Below are 18,186 nucleotides of genomic sequence, written 5' to 3'. Positions count from 1 at the left end.
GCTCCTCACCTCGCTGGCCACACTGCTCGTGCGCGGTGTGCGGTCGACCTGACGCCGTCGCTGCCCGGCGGCCGCCCGGTCCCGCTGCCGACCTACGCGTTCCGCCGCCGCCGCTTCTGGCCCGGCCCGCGACCCCGTCGGCCCGCGGCACCGGGGACGGGGCCGAGTCCGAGCTGTTCGCGCTGCTCGACTCCGGTGCGCTCGCCGAGGAGCTGGGTGTTCCCGGCGCCGACGCCCTGCTCCCCGCACTCGCCGGCTGGCGGGACCGACGCGCCGCCCGCGCCGGCACCGACGCGCTCCGGTACCGGGAACGCTGGCTGCCGCTCACCCTCGGTGCCCCCGTGACGGGGTCCCGGCTCGTCCTGGGCACGTCCGGCGGAGACGACGGCACCGCCGCCGCGGTGCGCGACGCCCTCGGACCGGCGACCGCGCTCGCCGACCTCACCGACGCGCTGCGCGACCCGGCCGCGTTCGCCGAGCAGGCCCGCGCCACCGCCGGTGTCGTCGCCGTCCTCACCGAACCCGCCGACCCCGTGAACCCCGCCGACCCCGCCCACCGGGCGCGCGGAGATCGCCGCGCTCGCCGCCGCACTGGACGCCGCCGGCGTCGCCGTGCCGCTGTGGTGCCTGACCCGGGGCGCCGTCGTCGCCGCACCGGGGGAGCGGGCCACCGACCCCGCCCGCGCGGGCCTGTGGACCCGGGCCGGCCTCGCCGACCTCGCGGGCCCCGCCCGCGCCGGTGGCCTGGTCGACCTGCCGTCCCGGCTCGACGACCGCGCTGCCGCCCGGCTGGCCGCCGTCCTCGGCGGCACCGAGGACCAGGTGGCGCTGCGCGCCGCCGGGGCGTTCGGCCGCAGGCTGGTCCGCGACCCCGCCGACCCGGCCCGGGCGGGCCGCTGGCGGACCTCGGGCACCGCCCTGGTCACCGGCGACCCCGACACGGAGCTGCTCACCGCGCTGCTCGACCGCGGCGCCGGGCGACTGCTCCTCACCGGTGCCGTCCCGCAGGCACTCGCCGGCGACGACCGGGTCACCGCGACCGGCACCGACCCGGCCGACCGGGACGGTGTCGCCGCGCTGCTGGACACCGTCACCGACCTGCGGTGCGTCGTCCATGCCCCGGGGGTGCACACCGCCGACACCGACCCCTACGCCGCCGTCGCGGCCGCCCGGCACCTCGACACCCTCACCCGCGGCCACGACCTCGACGCGTTCGTCCTGCACGCACCGGCCGCCCCGCCGTGGGACGGTGACCCGCGCCCGGCGCCGCTGTTCGACGCGCTCGCCCACGACCGGCGCGCGGCCGGGCTCCCCGCCACAGCGGTGACCCGGGGCGACTGGCCGACCACCGAGCCGGCCGCCCGGGAGACCCTGCTCCGGCTCGGGGTCCGTCCGCTCACCGGCACCGCGGCCGCCGTCACCCTCACCGACACCGACTGGTCCCGGTTCGCGCCCGCGTTCTCCGCGGCCCGACGCAGCCCGCTGCTCGACGCGATCCCCGAGGCCGTCGCTGCGCTCACCGCGGGCGACGCACCCGGCCACGACGACCCGGCACCGGACGGCCTCGCCGGCCGGCTGGCCGCGCTGCCCACCGCCGAGCGCACCCGGACCGTGCTCGACCTGGTCCGCGAGGAGGCCGGGCGGGTCCTCGGTCACGACCACACCGACGAGGTGCCCGCCGACCGCCCGTTCCGCGACCTCGGGTTCGACTCGGTCCGCGCGGTGGACCTGCGCGACCGGCTCCGCGGCCGCACCGGCCTCACCCTCGCCGCGACGCTCGCGTTCGACCACCCCACTCCGCGGGCGCTGGCCGGGCACCTGCTCGACTCCCTGCTGGGCGGCGCCGCCGCGGGGGACGACCCGGTCCCGTCCGTCCCGGCGCCCACCACCGGCGACGACCCGGTGGTGATCGTCGGCATGGCCTGCCGCTACCCCGGCGGCGTCCGCAGCCCGGAGGACCTGTGGCGGCTCGTCGACGGCGGCGTCGACGCCGTCTCCGGGTTCCCCACCGACCGCGGCTGGGACCTCGCCACGCTCACCAGCGCGACCCGGCACGGCGGATTCCTGCACGACCTCGCCGACTTCGACGCCGAGTTCTTCGGGATCTCCCCGCGCGAGGCCGAGTCGATGGACCCGCAGCAGCGCCTCGTGCTGGAGACCAGCTGGGAGGCCTGCGAGCGGGCCGGGATCGCCCCGGACTCGCTGCGCGGCAGCCGTACCGGGGTCTTCCTCGGCACCAACGGCCAGGACTACTCCGACCTGCGGGTCAACGCGGGCGAGCACGCCGACGGCTACGCGCTCACCTCGACGGTGTCCAGCGTCCTGGCCGGCCGGGTGTCCTACACCGCGGGCCTGGAGGGACCCTCCATGGCGGTCGACACCGCCTGCTCGGCGTCCCTGGTCGCGATGCACCTGGCCGCGGGGTCGCTGCGCTCCGGCGAGTGCGACCTCGCACTGACCGGCGGCGTGTCGGTGATGTCCACCCCGGGCGCGTTCGCCGCGTTCACCGCCCAGGGCGGGCTCGCCCCCGACGGACGCTGCAAGGCCTTCTCCGACGACGCCGACGGCACCGGCTGGTCCGAGGGCGTGGGTGTCATCGTCCTCGAACGGCTCTCCGACGCGCGTCGCCACGGCCACCGCGTCCTCGCCGTCCTCCGCGGGTCCGCGGTGAACTCCGACGGCGCCTCCAACGGGCTGACCGCCCCCAACGGGCCGTCGCAGCAGCGGGTGATCCGCGCCGCGCTCGCCGCGGCCGGTCTGCGGCCATCCGACGTCGACGCCGTCGAGGCGCACGGCACCGGAACCCGGCTCGGCGACCCGATCGAGGCGCAGGCGCTGCTCGCGACCTACGGGCAGGACCGGGAGACCCCGCTGCTGCTCGGCTCGGTCAAGTCCAACATCGGGCACCCGCAGGCCGCGGCCGGTGTCGCCGGGGTGATCAAGACCGTGATGGCGATGCGGCACGGGGTGCTGCCGCGCACCCTGCACGCCGCGACGCCCAGCTCCGACGTCGACTGGGGCGCCGGCGCGGTCGCGCTGCTCACCGAACCGGTCGCGTGGCCGCGCACCGGTCACCCGCGCCGGGCCGGGGTGTCCTCCTTCGGCGTCAGCGGGACCAACGCCCACCTCGTCCTGGAGCAGGCCCCCGACCCGGAGCCGGCGCCCGCCCCGGTGGTGCCCCGCCCCGGTGTGCTGCCGTGGCCGGTGTCCGCCCGCGGCGACGCCGCGCTGGACGCGGCGACCGCCGCCGTCACCGCGCTCGCCGCGCCCGCCACGGACACCGCCCACGGCTCTGCCCCCGACACCGCCCCCGACCCGCTCGACGTCGGCGCCGCGCTCGCCCGCGGCCGGGCCGTGCACGAGCACCGCGCGGTCCTGCTCGCCGGCGACGGAGCCCCGCGGGTCCTCGCCCGCGGGGTCGCCGCCCCGGCCCGGCTGGCCGTGCTGTTCTCCGGTCAGGGCGGCCAGCGCCCCGGCATGGGCCGCGAGCTGCACCGCCGCTTCCCGGTCTTCGCCGACGCCTTCGACGCCGTGCTGGCCCGGATCTCGGAGCTGCTCGGCGAGCCACTGCACGACGCGGTCTGGGGCGACGACGCCGAGGCGCTCGCCGACACCGGCCGCTCCCAGCCCGCGCTGCTCGCGCTCTCCGTCGGCCTGTTCCGCCTGCTGGAGTCCCTCGGGGTGCGGCCCGACGTCGTCGCCGGGCACTCGGTCGGCGAGCTCGCCGCCGCGCACGTCTGCGGCGCCCTGTCGTTGGACGAGGTCTGCGGCCTCGTCGCCGCCCGCGCCCGGCTCATGCGGTCCCTGCCCGCCGGGGACGGCGCCATGGTCGCCGTCGCCGCCGGTGAGGCGCAGGTGCGCGACCGGCTGCCCGCCGGCGTCGCGATCGCCGCGGTGAACGGCCCGGACGCGGTCGTCGTGTCCGGGACGGTCGCCGGCGTGACCGGGCTCGCCGACGCCCTGGCGGCCGAGGGTGTCAGGACTAGGCGTTTGCCGGTCAGCCATGCCTTTCACTCGCCGATGATGGATCCGATCCTCGACGAGCTGCGCGCGGCCGCCGCCGGCCTCACCGCCGGCGCGCCGGAGCTGCCGATGGTGTCCACCCGCACCGGTGCGCCGGTCGGGCCGGGCGAGCTCGCCGACGCCGGGCACTGGGTCGGGCACGCCCGCGACGCGGTGCGCTTCGCCGACGCCCTGGACACCCTGCTCGCCGACGGCGTCGACACCGTGCTGGAGCTGGGCCCGGACGGCGGGCTGTGCGCCGCCGCCACCCGCGCCGCGGGCGAGGACCTGCTGGCCGTCCCCGCGATGCGTCCCGACCGGGACGAGGAGACCGCGCTGGTCGAGACCCTCGCGCGGCTGCACGTCCGCGGCGTCGACGTCGACTGGGCCGCCTACTACGCGGGCACCGGCGCCGGGCACGCCGAGCTGCCCACCTACCCGTTCCAGCGCCGCCGGTTCTGGCCGGCGACCGTGCCCGCGGCCGGCCGCGCGACCGAGGACGACGCGTTCTGGGCGCTCGTCGAGCGCGGCGAGCCCGATGCCCTCGCCGACGAGCTGGGCGCCGCACCGGAGTCCGTCGCCGGGCTGCTGCCGGCACTGACCGGCTGGCGGGAACGCCGCCGCGCCGGCAGCGCGGCCGACGCGCTGCGCCACCGCGAGGTCTGGCGCCCGCTCGCGCTCGACCCGGCCGCACCCCCGCCCGGGGTGCTGGCCGTCCTCCCGGCCGTCCCGGCCGACCCGGCGACGCTCGACGCGGTGCTGGCCGCGCTCGGTCCGGACACCCTCACCGTGACCGCGGCGGACACCCGCCGCGCGGCGCTGGCCGCCGACCTCGCCGCCGCCCGCACCGCCGCCGGCACCGACCCGGGGACCGTGGTGTCCCTGCTCGCGCTCGGCGAGGGCCGCGACGGTGCCCCGTTCGCCGCGGTGCACGCCACGGCCGCGCTGGTCCAGGCACTCGGCGACACCGCGATCGCCGCCCCGCTGTGGGTGCTGACCCGCGACGGTGTCGCCACCACCGACCCGGTCCCGTCCGGCGGGCACCTCGACGGCACCGACCCCGGCCAGGCCGGGGTGTGGGGCCTCGGCCGGGTCGCGGCACTGGAGCTGCCGCAGCGCTGGGGCGGTCTGGTCGACCTCGACGGTCCGCCCGACGAGACCACCGGCGGGCTCCTGCGGGCCCTGCTCGGCGCCGCCCCCGGCGGCGAGGACCAGGTCGCGCTGCGCGCGGGCACCGCGTACGCGCGCCGCCTGGTCGCCGACCCCGGCGCGGCCGCACCCGGCACCGGGTGGGAGCCCCGCGGCACCGTGCTGGTGACCGGCGGCACCGGCGCCCTCGGCGCCGCCGTCGCCCGGGACCTCGCCGCCCGCGGCGCGACCCGGATCGTGCTGGCGGGCCGCCGCGGCCCCGACGCCCCCGGCGCCGCCGCGCTGCGGGCCGAGCTCACCGCCACCGGGGTGGAGGTCGACGTCGTCGCCTGCGACGTGGCCGACCGCGACGCGGTCGCCGCGCTGCTCACCGGCATCGCGGCCGGCCCGCCGCTGACCGGCGTCGTGCACGCCGCAGGCGTTCTCGACGACGGGATGCTCGAGGGCCTGGACCCCGAACGCTTCGACACCGTGCTGGACGCGAAGGCGACCTCCGCGCTGGTGCTCGACGAGCTGACCCGCGACCTGGACCTCGACGCGTTCGTGCTGTTCTCCTCGCTGGCCGCCGCGGTCGGCAACCCCGGACAGGGCAACTACGCCGCCGCCAACGCGGTCCTCGACGGCGTCGCCCGACGCCGACGTGCCCTCGGGCTGCCCGCCGTCTCCATCGCGTGGGGCGCCTGGGCGGGCACCGGCATGGCGGCCGGGGTCGGGCTCGGCGAGGGCGCCGCGGCGATGGCCGCCGGCCCCGCGCTCACCGCGCTGCGGCGGCTCGCCACCGGTCCCGACGCCACCGCACTGGTCGGGCGGCTGGGGGAGCCCGGCCTGCTGCGCGCCCTGATCGGGACCCGGCCGACGCCGGTGCTCGGCGAGCTCCCCGAGGGACGCCGCATCCTCGACGCCGCGCTCGCCGAGCGGACCACCGGTGCCGCGGGCACCCTCGGTGCCCGGCTGCGCGAGCTCGACCCGGCCGGGCGCACCACACTGCTGGAGGACCTGGTCCGGGAGCAGGTCGCCGCCGTGCTCGGGCACCACGGTCCCGCCGCCGTCCGCCCCGACCGGGCCTTCCGCGACCTCGGCTTCGACTCGCTCACCGCGGTCGAGCTGCGCAACCAGCTCGGCACCGCGACCGGGCTGGTCCTGGCCGCCGGTGTCGTGTTCGACCACCCGACCCCCCGGGCACTGGCCGCCCACCTGCTCGACCGGCTGGGCGAACGGACCGACACCGCACCGGACGCCGCCGACGGCGCGGCCGCCGCGGCACGGACCCGCCCCGCGGCCGACGAGCCGATCGCGATCGTCGGCATGGCCTGCCGGTTCGCCGGCGGCGTCAGCAGCCCGGAGGAGCTGTGGGCGATGCTGGTCGAGGGCCGTGACGGCGTCACCCCGTTCCCGGCCGACCGCGACTGGGACCTCACCCGTCTCGCCGAGCGCAGCGTGACCGGCAACGCCGCTTTCCTGCGCGACCCCGGTGGGTTCGACCCCGCCTTCTTCGGGGTGTCGCCGCGCGAGGCGACCGTGATGGACCCGCAGCAGCGGCTGCTGCTGGAGACCTCCTGGGAGGCCCTGGAGCGGTCCGGGATCACCCCGGGCTCGCTGCGCGGCAGCCGGGCCGGGGTGTTCGTCGGGACCAACGGCCAGGACTACGCGGGCCTGCTGCTGGAGGCGGGTCAGGACACCGAGAGCCACGTCCTCACCGGCCTGGCCGCCAGCGTGATCTCCGGGCGGCTGTCCTACACCTACGGGTTCGAGGGCCCCGCGATGACCGTCGACACCGCCTGCTCGGCGTCGCTGGTCGGCCTGCACCTGGCCGTCCGTGCGCTGCACGACGGCGAGTGCGACCTCGCCCTCGCCGGTGGCGCCACGATCATGGCGACGCCGCGGTCGTTCGAGATGCTCAGCACCCAGGGCGCGCTCGCCGCGGACGGGCGCTGCAAGGCCTTCTCCGACGACGCCGACGGCACCGGCTGGGGCGAGGGCGTCGGCCTGGTGGTCGTGGAACGGCTCTCCGACGCCCGCCGGCACGGCCACGACGTCCTCGCCGTGATCCGCGGCTCCGCGGTCAACCAGGACGGAGCGTCCAACGGACTCACCGCCCCGAACGGGCCGTCGCAGCAGCGGGTCATCCGGGCCGCGCTCGCCGCGGCCGGCCTCACGACCGCCGACGTCGACGCCGTGGAGGCGCACGGAACCGGGACCCGCCTCGGCGACCCGATCGAGGCCGACGCGCTGCTCGACACCTACGGCGCCGCCCGGCGGACGCACCCGCTGCTGCTCGGCTCGGTGAAGTCCAACCTGGGCCACACCCAGGCCGCGGCCGGCGTCGCCGGTGTCATCAAGACCGTGCTCGCCCTGCAGCACGGGATGCTGCCGGCCACCCTGCACGTCAGCGAGCCCAGCGCCCGCGTCGAGTGGGGCCGCGGCGCGGTCGAGCTGGTCCGGGAGAACCTCGCCTGGCCCGAGACCGGGCGTGCCCGCCGCGCGGGTGTGTCGTCGTTCGGGCTCAGCGGCACCAACGCCCACGTGGTGCTGGAGCAGGCCCCCGAGCCGGAGCCGGCCGGTACCGAGCCCACCGACCTCACCGGCACCGACCCCACCGGTGGCCCCCTCGACCCGCCGCCGCTCACCGGGCCGCTGCCCTGGCTGCTCTCCGCCCGCTCCACCGGGGCGCTGCGCGGGCAGGCCGAACGGCTCGCCGGGGTCGTGGGCGGGCTCGACCCGCACGACGTCGCGCACTCGCTGCGCACCACCCGCTCGACGTTCGAGCAGCGCGCGGTCGTGCTCGGCACCGACGCCGCGACCCTGCACGCCGGGGTGTCCGCCCTGGCCTCCGGGGGCTCGGCACCGGCGCTGGTCACCGGCACCGCGGGACCTGCCGGGAAGACCGTGTTCGTGTTCGCGGGGCAGGGCTCGCAGTGGCACGGGATGGGCCGTGAGCTGCTCGCGTCCTCCCCGGTGTTCGCGGCGTCGGTGGACCGCTGCGCCGAGGCGCTCGACGGGTTCGTCGACTGGTCGCTGCACGCGGTGCTGCGCGGCGACGACGACGCGGCCTCCCTGGACCGGGTCGACGTGGTCCAGCCCGCGTTGTGGGCGACGAACGTCTCCCTCGCCGCGGTGTGGCGCTCGCTCGGCGTCACCCCGGACGCCGTCGTCGGCCACTCCCAGGGCGAGGTCGCGGCCGCGGTCGTCGCGGGCGGCCTCAGCCACCGCGACGGCGCCCGGATCATCGCGCGGCGCAGCCGGATCGCCGCCGAGACGGTGTTCGGCACCGGGGCGATGGCCTCGGTCGCGCTGCACCACGAGGCGCTGCGCGAGCGGATCGCCGGACGTGACGGGCTGGCCGTGGCCGCGGTGAACTCGCCGGGGTCCTGCGCGGTCGCCGGGCTCAACGAGCCGCTCGACGCGCTCCTGGCCGAGCTGTCGGCCGACGGCGTGCGCTGCCGCCGCCTGCCCGCCACGTTCGCCTCGCACTGCGTCCACGTGGAGCCGATGCGCGACGCGGTCGCCGAGGCACTGGCACCGCTCGCACCGCGCACCTCGGAGATCCCGTTCTACTCCACGGTGACCGGTGAGCTGTTCGACACCGCGGGCCTGGACGCGGACTACTGGTACCGCAACATGCGCGAGCCGGTGGAGTTCGAGCGGGCCACCCGCGCGCTGCTCGCCGCCGGACACACCGCGTTCGTCGAGCCGTCGGCGCACCCGGCGCTGCCCGCGGTGGTCGAGCAGACCGCCGAGGACGCCGGGCTGGAGGGCCTGCTCGCCACCGGCACGCTGCGCCGCGACCAGGGCGGCGCCGGCCAGATGCTCGCCGCGGTCGCCGCGGCCTGGACCGGGGGTGTGGAGGTGGACTGGTCCGCGCTGCGCACCGGTGGCAGCCGGATCCCGCTGCCGACCTACGCCTTCGACCGCCGGCGCTACTGGCCGCGCCCGGTGGCCGACGGCCCGGCTGCGGCCGACCCGGTCGACTCCGCCCTGTGGGAGCTCGTCGACGGCGGCGACCTGGCCGGGGAGCTCGGCCTCGACCCCGAGGTCGCCGGCACCGTCGGCCCGGCCCTGGCCTCCTGGCGGGCCGCCCGGCGCGCCGAGGCCGAGGTCGCGGACTGGTGCCACCGCGAGGCTTGGGCCCCGCTCGGCACCCCGGCCGCACCGGCCGCGCAGCGACTGCTCGTGGTGCACCCGGGTGGCGACGACCCGTGGACCGACACCGTCCTGGCCGGGCTCGGCGACGACGCGGTCGTCATCGGCACCGACGACGCCACCGACGACAGCACCTGCGGCGGCACCGACGGCAGGACCGCGGCGCTCGCGGCGCACGCCGACGGCGGATTCGACGCGGTCGTCCTGCCCGCCCCGGCCGGGGACGACGCGACGCAGACCCTGCTCGCCGCGGACCGGCTGCTCGGAGCGCTCGACGACGCCGGGATCACCGCACCGCTGTGGGTGCTCACCCGCGCCGCGGTCCGCACCGGCGACGACGACCCGGCCGTGCTCCCCGAGCAGGCCGCGCTGTGGGGCTGGGGCCGCGTCGCCGCCCTGGAACAGCCGCACCGCTGGGGCGGGCTGGTCGACCTGCCCGCGGACCCGGCGGAGCTGCACCGCTCGGTCCTCGACCGGACGCGCGCCGTGATCGGTGCCTCCGAGGACCAGGTGGCGGTCCGGGCCACCGGCACCGTCGGACGCCGCCTGGTGCCCGACGAGGCCGCGACCGGGCCGGTGCCCGAGTGGCGCACCTCCGGCACCGCACTCGTCACCGGCGGTACCGGGGGCATCGGTGGCCGCGTCGCACGCCGCCTGGTCGACCTCGGCGCCCAGCACCTGGTCCTGACCGGTCGTCGAGGGCCGGACGCCCCCGGCGCCGCCGAGCTGACCGCCGAGTTGGAGCAGGCCGGCGCCACCGTGTCGGTGGTCGCCTGCGACGTCGCCGACGCCGACGGGCTCGCCGCCGTCCTCGCCGCGCTGCCGGAGGACCGGCCGCTGCGGACGGTCGTGCACGCCGCGGGGGTCGCCGCGATCGACGAACCGGTCGGCTCCGCCTCGGCGCAGGGGCTGGCCGCGGCGCTGCACGCGAAGGTCGCCGGCGGGGCCGTCCTCGACCGGCTCACCGCCGACGCCGAGCTGGACGCGTTCGTCGTGTTCTCCTCCGGTGCCGCGTCGTGGGGCAGCGCAGGGCAGGCCGGGTACGCGGCGGCGAACGCCTGGCTCGACGGCCTCGCGGCCCGCCGCCGCGCCGAGGGACGCCCCGCGACGTCGCTGGCCTGGGGGACGTGGGGCGAGGTCGGCATGGCCACCGACCCGGACGCGCTCGCCCGCGTCCTGCGGCTGGGCGTGCTGGAGATGGACCCGGACCGGGCGATCGGCGTCCTGGAGCGGGCGCTGGCCACCGGGCGCAGCGGCCTGACCGTGACCCGCACCGACTGGGAGCGGTTCACCCCGGCCTTCACCGCGGCCCGGCCGAGCCCGCTGCTCGACCAGCACCCGGGTGCCCGCGCGGCACTCGCCCCGGACGACGGGACCGGCGAGGAGCAGGCGGGCGAGGACGGCGCGGAGCTGCGTGCCCGACTGTCCGCGCTCCCGGAGACCGCCGCGGTCCGCGAGGTCCTCGACGTCGTGCGGCGCACCGCCGTCGCGGTGCTCGGACTCGACGGCCCGTCCGCGCTGCCGGCCGGGACCGCGTTCCGCGACGTCGGCTTCGACTCGGTCACCGCCGTGGAGCTGCGCAACCGGCTCCGCGCGGTCACCGGGCTCGGACTGCCCGCCGCACTGGTGTTCGACCACCCGACCCCCTCGGCGCTGGCCCGGCACCTGTGGGACGAGCTCGTCGCCGCCGGCGTCGGCACCGCGGGCACCGACGGCCCGTCCGGCGCCGCCCCGGCCGACCCGGCCGACCCGGACGCCGAGATCCGGGCCGCGCTCGCCGCGGTCCCGGTGGGACGGCTGCGCCGCGCCGGGCTGCTGGACATGGTGCTGGCGCTCGGCCGCGACGGCGGCCCTGGCGGCAACGGCAACGGCAACGACGGCAACGCCGGCCGGCACGCCGGCACCCCGGCCGACGGCGGCGACGCCGACGGCACCTCGATCGACGACATGGACGCCGAGAGCCTGCTCCGGCTGGCGACCGACGGCACCGCGTAGGACCCGGCGAACGAAGGACGCGTGATGACTGACCCCGCGAAGCAGTATGTCGAGGCGCTCCGGTCCTCCCTGAAGGAGAACGAGCGGCTGCGCAGGCAGAACGCGCAGCTCGTCGAGGCCTCCGTGGAGCCGGTCGCGATCGTCGGCATCGGCTGCCGCTACCCGGGTGGGGTCACGTCCCCGGAGGAGCTGTGGGAGCTGGTCGACAGCGGCCGGGACGCGATCGGACCGTTCCCGACCGACCGCGGCTGGGACCCGGCGGAGCTGGCGAGCGTGACCGCCGAGGGCGGCTTCCTCGACGACGTCGCCGGGTTCGACGCCGCGTTCTTCGGGATCTCACCGCGTGAGGCCGTCACCATGGACCCGCAGCAGCGGCTGGTCCTGGAGACGTCCTGGGAGGCACTGGAGCGGGCCGGGATCGACGTCGCGTCGCTGCGCGGCAGCCGCACCGGGGTGTTCGTCGGGACCACCGGGCAGGACTACGCGAGCCTGCTGGCCCGCTCCGGTCTGGACACCGACGTGCACGCCACCACCGCCACCGCGGCCAGCGTGCTGTCCGGCCGGGTGTCCTACACCGCCGGCCTGGAGGGCCCCTCGGTCACCGTCGACACCGCGTGCTCATCGTCGCTGGTGGCGCTGCACCTCGCCGTGCAGGCGCTGCGGTCGGGGGAGTGCGACCGGGCGCTCGCCGGTGGTGTCGGGGTCATGACCACCCCGACCGCGTTCTCCGCGTTCACCGCCCAGGGCGGGCTCGCCCCGAGCGGCCGGTGCCGCTCCTTCGACGCCGCCGCCGACGGCACCGGCTGGTCCGAGGGAGTCGGCATGCTCGTGCTGGAGCGGCTCTCCGACGCCCGCCGGCACGGCCACGAGGTCCTCGCCGTGGTGCGGGGGAGCGCGGTGAACTCCGACGGGGCCTCGAACGGGCTGACCGCTCCGAACGGGCCGTCGCAGCAGCGGGTGATCCGGGCGGCGCTGGCCGCGGCGGGGCTCGCCCCGTCCGAGGTGGACGCGGTGGAGGCGCACGGGACCGGTACCCGGCTGGGCGACCCGATCGAGGCCCAGGCGGTCATCGAGACCTACGGGCGCGACCGGGAGACGCCGCTGCTGCTCGGGTCGATCAAGTCCAACATCGGGCACCCGCAGGGCGCCGCCGGCGTCGCCGGGGTGATCAAGACCGTGATGGCGCTGCGGCACGGGGTGCTGCCGCGCACACTGCACCTCGACGAGCCGACCCCGAACGTCGAGTGGTCCCGCGGCGCGGTGTCCCTGCTCCGCGAGCGGACCCCGTGGCCGCGGACCGGGCGACCCCGCCGCGCCGGGGTCTCGGCCTTCGGCGTGTCCGGCACCAACGCCCACGTCGTGCTGGAGCAGGCACCCGTCGTCGAGGAGGGGGCGAGCGCCGGGCCGTCGTCGTGCCCGGACCCGACCCCGTCGACCCTGCCCTGGCCGGTGTCCGCCCGCAGCCCCGAGGCGCTCGAGGCGCAGCTGGAGCGGCTGGCACCGGTGCTGCGCGAGGCCGCCCCCGCCGACGTCGCGCTGTCGCTGGGCACCACCCGTACCGCGTTCGAGCACCGCGTCGTGCTGACCCCCGGCCCGGACGGCCCCCGTGAGCTCGCCCGGGGCGTCGCCGCCGAGCGGGAGACCGCGGTGCTGTTCTCCGGGCAGGGCACCCAGCGCCTCGGGATGGGCGACGAGCTCGCCGCCCGGTTCGCGGTGTTCGCCCGCGTCCACGACGCCGTCCTGGCCCAGCTGGGCACCGTGCTGCCCCGCGACCAGGGGCTGCTCGATGCCACCGGCTACGCCCAGCCCGCCCTGTTCGCGCTGCAGGTCGCCCAGTACCGGCTGCTCGAGTCGTGGGGGATCCGACCGGACCGGCTGGCCGGCCACTCCGTCGGCGAGATCGCCGCCGCGCACGTCGCCGGGGTGCTGTCGCTGGAGGACGCGGCCACGCTGGTGGCGGCCCGCGCCCGGCTGATGCAGGCGCTCCCGGCCGGTGGCGCGATGGTGGCGGTGCAGGCCTCCGAGGCCGACGTCGCGCCGCTGCTGACGGCCGGGGTGTCGCTGGCGGCGGTGAACGGGCCGTCCTCAGTGGTGCTCTCCGGTGTCGAGGCCGAGGTCCTGGCGGTGGCCGCCGGGTTCCGGCACAAGCGGCTCGGCGTGTCGCACGCCTTCCACTCGGTGCTCATGGAACCGATGCTCGACGAGTTCCGCGGCGTGGTGCAGGGCCTGACCTTCCACCCCCGTCGGTGCCGGTCGTCGCGAGCGGCGACGTCACCGACCCCGAGTTCTGGGTCTCCCACGTCCGCGACACCGTCCGCTTCGCCGACCACGTCGCCACCCTCGTCGACCAGGGCACCACCGCGTTCGTGGAGCTCGGTCCGGACGGCGTGCTGTCCGCGATGCTCGACGAGCTGGTCGGCGACGACGCCGTCGTCACCCCGCTGCTGCGGTCCGGCCGCGACGAGGAGCAGACCGCGATCACCGCGCTCGCCCGGCTGCACGTCGCCGGTGTGGACCTCGACTGGGGCGCGGTGCTCGAGGGCACCGGCGGACGGCGGATCCCGCTGCCCACCTACCCGTTCCGCCACCAGCGCTACTGGCCGCCGGTCGGCGCCGACGGCGGCGACGTCCGCACCGCCGGCCTCGGCCGCGTCGGGCACCCGCTGCTCGGCGCCGGGGTCGAGCTCGCCGGGTCCTACGGCTACCTGTTCACCGCCCGGCTGGGCACCGGCTCGCACCCGTGGCTCGCCGACCACGTCGTGCAGGGCCACACCCTGCTGTCGGGCACCGCGTTCCTGGAGCTGGCGCTGCGTGCCGGCGAGGAGGTCGGCTGCGACCGTGTCGAGGAGCTGACGCTGGCCGCCCCGCTGACCCTGCCCGCCGACGGCGGCGCCGTGCAGCTGCAGGTCGCCGTCGAGGCCCCGGACGCCGACGGCCGCCGCGCCGTCGGCATCCACTCCCGCCCCGTCGTGCACGACGACGCCGCGGAGGTCGACTGGACCCGGCACGCCGCGGGCGTCCTCGCCGCCGTCCCGACCACCGGTGCCCGACCCGCCACCGGCACCGGCCCTGACATCGGCACCGGCACCGGCACCGAGTGGCCTCCGGCCGGGGCCCGGCCGCTCGACGTGGACGGCGCCTACGACCGCTACGCCGAGGGCGGCTTCGTCTACGGCCCCACCTACCGCGGGCTGGTCGCGGCCTGGGCCGACGGCGAGGACGTCGTCGCCGAGGTGGAGCTGTCCGACGCCACACCCGGCCCGGCCGCGTTCGGCATCCACCCCGGTCTGCTCGACGCCTGTCTGCACGCCGCCGGGCTGGCCGACCTCGGGCGGATCAGCCATGGCGGGCTGCCGTTCTCCTGGGAGGGCGTCACCCTCGCCGCGACCGGCGCGACCGCCGTCCGGGTCCGCCTGCACCGTGGCGGGGACGGCCTCGTCGTCACCGTCACCGACACCACCGGTGCCCCCGTGCTCACCGCGGACCGGCTCGTCGTGCGCCCGGTCGGCGGCGAGCTGTCCGCCGCGGTCACCCCGGACGCGCTGTTCCGGGTCGACTGGACGACCCTGCCGCTGCCCGGCACACCGGTCCCGGACACCGACGTCGCGCTGCTCGGCGAGCCCGATCAGGCCGGCTGGGACCTGCCGGTGCTGGACCGGGCCGCGCTCGACGACGGCCCGGTGCCCCCCGTCGTCCTGCTGCCGGTCCCCGCGGCGGGCCCCGACCCGGTCGCCGCCACCCGGCAGTGGACCGCCGCGGTGCTCGACACGGTCCGTGCCTGGCTGGGGACACCGGCGGCCGCGGAGTCCCGGCTCGTCGTCCTCACCCGGGGCGGCGCCCGCGGCACCGATCCGGTCGCGGCCGCCGTGCACGGCCTCGTCGCCTCCGCCCGCACGGAGCACCCGGACCGGATCGGTCTGGTCGACCTCGACCCCACCGGCGGCGTCACCGGCCGGGACGCCCTGCTCACCGCGCTCGCCGCGGTCGGCACCGACGAGCCCCGGCTGCTGCTGAGCGAGGGCGCCGTGCTCGGTGCCCGGCTCACCCGCGCCACCGCGCGGTCCGTCGACGGCGGCTGGGACCCCGACGGCACCGTCCTGGTGACCGGCGGCACCGGCGGGCTGGGCGGGCTGCTGGCCCGCCACCTGGTCGAGCGGCACGGGGTCCGCAGGCTGCTGCTGGTGTCCCGCCGCGGCACCGACGCCCCCGGCGCCCCCGAGCTGGTCGACGAGCTGACCGCGGCTGGCGCCCACGTCGACGTCGTGGCCTGCGACGTCGCCGACCGCGACGCGCTCGCCGCCGTCCTCGCCGCACACCCGGTCCGGTCGGTGGTGCACACCGCCGCCGTCCTCGACGACGGTGTCGTCGCGTCCCTCGACGCCGACCGGCTCGCGACCGTCCTGGGCCCGAAGGCCGACGCCGCCTGGCACCTGCACGAGCTGACCGGCGACCTCGAGCACTTCGTCGTGTACTCCTCGGCCTCGGCGACGTTCGGTGCGCCCGGCCAGGCGTCCTACGCGGCGGGCAACGCGTTCGTCGACGCCCTGGTCCGGCTGCGCCGCGACCTCGGCCTCCCCGCCGTGTCGCTCGCCTGGGGGGCGTGGGAGTCCGGTGCGGGGATGACCGCCGACCTCACCGAGGCGGACCTGGCCCGCATCGTCCGTTCCGGGTTCCCGCCGCTGTCCGCGGCGCAGGGCCTGGCCCTGTTCGACGCCGCCGTGCCCGGCGCGGCCGGCGCCGACCCGGTCGTGCTGCCGATGCGTCTGGACCTGCCCGCGGTCGCCGACCGCGGCGAGGTGCCGCCGCTGCTGCGCGGTCTGGTCCGCACCCGTTCCCGGGCCCGCCGCGTGCTCGCCGGCGGCGACGCCACACCGGGCGCGCTGCGGGCGCTGGCCGGGCGCACCGAGGAGGAGCGGCGGGCGGAGCTGCTCCAGATCGTGCGCGCCGAGGTCGCCGCCGTCCTCGGTCACGCCGGCGCCGACGCCGTCGACCCGCACCGCTCGTTCTCCGAGCTCGGCGTGGACTCCCTCACCGCCGTCGAGCTGCGGAACCGGCTCTCCGCCGAGACCGGGCTGCGGCTGCCCACGACTCTGGTGTTCGACCACCCGAGCGCCGTCGCCGCGGCCGCGTTCCTCGACGGCGAGCTGTTCGGCTCGGACACCGGCGGGCCGGTCGCCACGCGCGCGACCGCCGCCGACGACGACCCGGTCGTCGTGGTCGGGATGGCGTGCCGCTACCCCGGCGGTGTCGCCTCCCCGCAGGACCTGTGGGACCTCGTCGACGGCGCCGTCGACGCCACCTCGGAGTTCCCCACCGACCGCGGCTGGGACGTCGAGGGCCTCTACGACCCGGACCCGGACCGGCCGGGCACCACCCACGTGGTGCGCGGCGGGTTCCTCGACGGGGCCGGGGACTTCGACGCCGACTTCTTCGGGATGAGCCCGCGGGAGGCGTTGGCGACCGACGCCCAGCAGCGGCTGCTGCTCACCGTGGCCTGGGAGGCCTGCGAGCGGGCCGGGATCGACCCGTCGTCGCTGCGCGGCAGCGCGACCGGCGTGTTCGCCGGTCTCATGTCGAACGACTACGGCTTCCTCATCGCGCACGACGAGTACGAGAGCTTCCGCGGCACCGCGAGCTCGCCGAGCGTCGCGTCCGGCCGGGTCGCCTACACCCTCGGGCTGGAGGGGCCCGCCGTCACCGTCGACACCGCCTGCTCGTCGTCGCTGGTGGCGCTGCACCTCGCCGCGCAGAGCCTCCGGTCGGGGGAGTCGTCGCTCGCGCTCGCCGGCGGTGTCACCGTCATGTCGACGGCGGCGCCGTTCGTGGTGTTCTCCCGCCAGCGCGGGCTGTCCTCCGACGGCCGCTCGCGGTCCTTCTCCGACGACGCCGACGGTGTGGCCTGGTCCGAGGGCGTCGGCATGGTCGTGCTGGAGCGGCTCTCCGACGCCCGCCGCAACGGTCACGAGGTCCTCGCGGTGCTGCGGGGGTCCGCGGTGAACTCCGACGGCGCGTCCAACGGGCTGACCGCCCCCAACGGCCCCTCCCAGCAGCGGGTCATCCGCTCCGCGCTGGCCGCGGCCGGACTGGGCCCGGACGGGGTCGACGTCGTGGACGGGCACGGCACCGGAACCACACTGGGCGACCCGATCGAGGCCCAGGCGCTGCTGGCCACCTACGGGCAGGACCGCGACACCCCGCTGCTGCTCGGCTCGGTGAAGTCGAACATCGGGCACGCCCAGGCGGCCTCCGGCGTCGCCGGGGTGATCAAGATGATCGAGGCGATGCGCCGGGGGATCGTGCCCGCGACCCTGTACGCCGACACCCCGTCGTCGCACGTCGACTGGACCGCGGGCGCGGTCGAGCTGGTCGGCGACGGGCGGGCGTGGCCGGAGACCGGGCGCCCCCGGCGGGCGGCGGTGTCGTCGTTCGGGGTGTCGGGGACGAACGCGCACGTGATCCTGGAGCAGGCCGCACCCGCCCCCGCCGACATCTCCGCCCCGGCCGTCGAGCCGGCGGGTGTCGTCGCGTGGCCGCTATCGGCCCGTACCCCCGGTGCCCTGGACGGGCAGGTCGCCCGGGTGTCGGTGCTGGACGACGTGCGTCCGGTGGACGTCGGGTTCTCCCTGGCGACGACGCGTGCGGTGTTCGACCAGCGTGCGGTGTTGTTGCACGACGGGACTGGTCCGTCGGAGGTTGCGCGGGGCGCCGTCGTGCCGGGTGGGACGGCGGTGGTGTTCTCGGGTCAGGGTTCGCAGCGTCCCGGTGCGGGTCGTGGCGTCTACGGATCTCTGACACTTATGGACACCCGAGTGGATGTCTGTCGGTGTGAGTGATCGGTAGTCACACGGGTGTTTCGGCAGGTCAGGGTGACTTGCTTCTTCTGGTCCGTGCCCCGCGGCG

Annotated in this window: 3 protein-coding genes and 1 pseudogene; 3 read left to right on the top strand and 1 reads right to left on the bottom strand. The window is 77.6% G+C overall.

What is annotated here, in order from left to right:
- Positions 1–92: 92 nt before the first annotated feature.
- Positions 93–557: a hypothetical protein gene (locus KPL57_RS61395; protein WP_226359014.1), complete on the bottom strand. Its 465-nt coding sequence runs from the start codon at positions 555–557 to the stop codon at positions 93–95.
- A gap of 55 nt (positions 558–612) precedes the next feature.
- Here KPL57_RS61395 and KPL57_RS61390 point away from each other — a divergent pair, with 55 nt between their 5' ends.
- The 3 genes and pseudogenes from KPL57_RS61390 to KPL57_RS71365 all read left to right on the top strand — a co-directional run bounded on the left by KPL57_RS61390 (position 613) and on the right by KPL57_RS71365 (position 18,119).
- On the top strand, positions 613–11,286 hold the full coding sequence (locus tag KPL57_RS61390; protein ID WP_226359013.1) for a type I polyketide synthase: 10,674 nt from the start codon (positions 613–615) through the stop codon (positions 11,284–11,286).
- Between the two features lie 24 nt (positions 11,287–11,310).
- A pseudogene (locus KPL57_RS61385) lies at positions 11,311–13,515 on the top strand (type I polyketide synthase); the annotation flags it as partial.
- 17 nt (positions 13,516–13,532) lie between these two features.
- Positions 13,533–18,119 (top strand): SDR family NAD(P)-dependent oxidoreductase, encoded by a 4,587-nt coding sequence (locus KPL57_RS71365; protein WP_308253353.1) that lies wholly within the window; start codon positions 13,533–13,535, stop codon positions 18,117–18,119.
- Positions 18,120–18,186 lie beyond the last annotated feature (67 nt).

The organism is Pseudonocardia sp. ICBG601, assembly GCF_020496245.1.
Note: the sequence above shows the minus strand (reverse complement) of the source record. Positions and strands in the feature narration are given on the sequence as shown.